Genomic DNA, 2,169 nt, shown 5'->3' with positions numbered 1-2,169 from the left:
AGATGTCGCCAAGGCCGTTGTGTTAGTCATCAAGCGTCGCCGGCAAGCAGCTGCAGCGTCTGCGGGCTAACACGCCTCTTGGTACTCCTCGTGGACCACTCCCAGTTGAATGGTAATAGTCCGACGAAGGCCGTCTTGATGAAGCCGGACGAAGTCGACAGCATGTGACCTGAATAAATGGCACCGCATTAGGTGCCCATCATCAGGAGTGCATGTACATCATGAAGAGTGAGGGAGAACCGGGTCGGCGCCATCACGATCGGGCGTTGAAGGCCAGGCTCGTTGAGCTGAGCTTGCAGCCAGGAGCGTCGGCATCAGCAATCGCGCGGGAGCATGGCATCAACGCCAACTTGCTGTTCACCTGGCGACGTGAGTTCCGGCGCGCTGAGACTTCAGCGGACAGCACGCAATCAGCTGTGTTGTTGCCGGTGAAGGTCGCGTCGCCCGCCGAGGTCATGACGATGGCCACTTCAATCGGGCCCACGCCCCCACAGTCGAGACCGGCGGCGCGCAACGGCGTCATCGAGCTGGAGTTCGCCGGCGCGCAATTGCGATTGCGTGGCGCTGTCGACGAAGACAGCCTGTGCAGCGTCCTGCGCGCGCTGCGCCAGAGTGCATGATCGGCCCGCGCGCGGGCACCCGCGTCTGGTTGGCTGCTGGCGTGACGGACATGCGCTGCGGCATGGACACGCTGGCGGCGAAGGTGCAGACCGCACTCACCGAGGATCCGTACTCCGGCCATGTCTTTGTCTTCCGTGGCCGCCGAGGCGATCTCGTCAAGCTGCTGTGGAGTGACGGCGATGGCATGTGTTTGCTGGCCAAACGTCTGGAGCGTGGCCGCTTCATCTGGCCGCAGGCCGAGTCGGGCTCAATCTCGCTGAGCGGTGCACAGCTGTCGATGCTGCTCGAAGGCATCGACTGGCGCCGACCCGAGCGCACCTGGCAGCCGCGCGCAGCGGCGTAGTGGAGCATCGACCAAGTTGACAGGACAACTCCCGTTGTAGGGGTGGGCTCCGGCCGGCACAGTCGTGCCCATGACCTCGCAGGAACTGCTTGCCGCCAACGCCGCGCTCAGCGGCGAAGTGCAGCGCTCGCAAGAGGCATTGAAGATCGCTCTGCTCACTGTCGAGAAGCTCAAGGTCGAGGTGGCGTACTTGCGTCGCATGAAGTACGGCCGCTCCAGCGAGCAGCTCGAGCATGCCCAGCTTGAACTCGTGGGCGGCCAGCTCGCGCAACCGACATTGACACTGGCGAGCCGGGCCGAGGGCGCCGGCGCCGAAGACGACGAGCACCATTCCAACGTCACGTCCATCGAGCAGGCCCGCAGGAAGCGTCAGGCGCGACATCGCACTGGCGTGCGCGACTTGCCAGATCATCTGCCACGGCGCACCGTGGTGCACACGCCGCACAGCGGTTGCAGCTGCGAGGCTTGCGGCCGCGGCCTTCGCGAGATCGGCCAGGACGTCTCGGAGGTACTCGACTACGAGCCGGGCAGCTTCCATGTCGTGCGCCACGTTCGCCCCAAGCTCGCTTGCGCGAGCTGCAGCACGATCACGCAGGCGTCAGCGCCGAGTCGTCCCATCGATCGCTGCATGGCCGGCACCGGCCTGCTCGCACATGTGCTGGTGAGCAAGTATTGCGACCACACGCCTCTTTACCGGTTGTGCCAGATCTACGGCCGTGAAGGCGTCGAACTGCAGCGCTCGACCCTGGCCGACTGGGTGGCGCAGGCGGCACGTCTGCTGAGCCCGCTGGCCGACGCCATCGGCCGCTACGTGTTGACCGCCGACAAGATCCACGGCGACGACACACCGATCCGCGTGCTCGGCGGCGCAGGCGCCAAGGCTCGAACAGGCCGCCTGTGGGTGTATGTGAGGGATGACCGGCCCAGCGGCGACACAGCGCCGCCGGCGGTGTGGTTCCAGTACTCGGCGAACCGCAAGGGCGAACACCCCGTGCGCCACCTGAGGCACTTCAAAGGCGTCCTGCAAGCCGATGCCTTCGCCGGGTACCACCCGTTATACGAAGATGGCCGGGTGATCGAAGCTGGCTGTTGGAGCCATGCGCGACGCAAGCTGTGGGACATTCACGAGCGCCAGCACAAGCTGGCCGGAACGCTGGCACACCAAGCGCTACAGCGCATCGGCAAGGTCTTCGGTGTGGAGGCCG

General features: G+C 65.3%; 3 protein-coding genes. All 3 read left to right on the top strand.

Annotated elements, in window-relative coordinates; genetic code table 11:
- Window positions 1-212: 212 nt before the first annotated feature.
- Entirely contained in the window at window positions 213-620 is a 408-nt protein-coding gene (gene tnpA / locus ACSFA3_RS22225; RefSeq protein WP_435462993.1) for an IS66-like element accessory protein TnpA, read from the top strand.
- Entirely contained in the window at window positions 617-964 is a 348-nt protein-coding gene (gene tnpB / locus ACSFA3_RS22220) for an IS66 family insertion sequence element accessory protein TnpB (RefSeq protein ID WP_124962304.1), read from the top strand. The genes tnpA and tnpB overlap by 4 nt, the downstream gene beginning before the upstream one ends.
- 70 nt (window positions 965-1,034) lie before the next feature.
- A partial coding sequence (gene tnpC / locus ACSFA3_RS22215) for an IS66 family transposase (protein WP_435507673.1) occupies window positions 1,035-2,169 on the top strand: 1,135 nt, incomplete at its 3' end.

This window comes from Variovorax glucosi (genome assembly GCF_051216695.1).
In the GTDB taxonomy this organism is placed as follows: domain Bacteria; phylum Pseudomonadota; class Gammaproteobacteria; order Burkholderiales; family Burkholderiaceae_C; genus Variovorax.
Note: the sequence above shows the minus strand (reverse complement) of the source record. Positions and strands in the feature narration are given on the sequence as shown.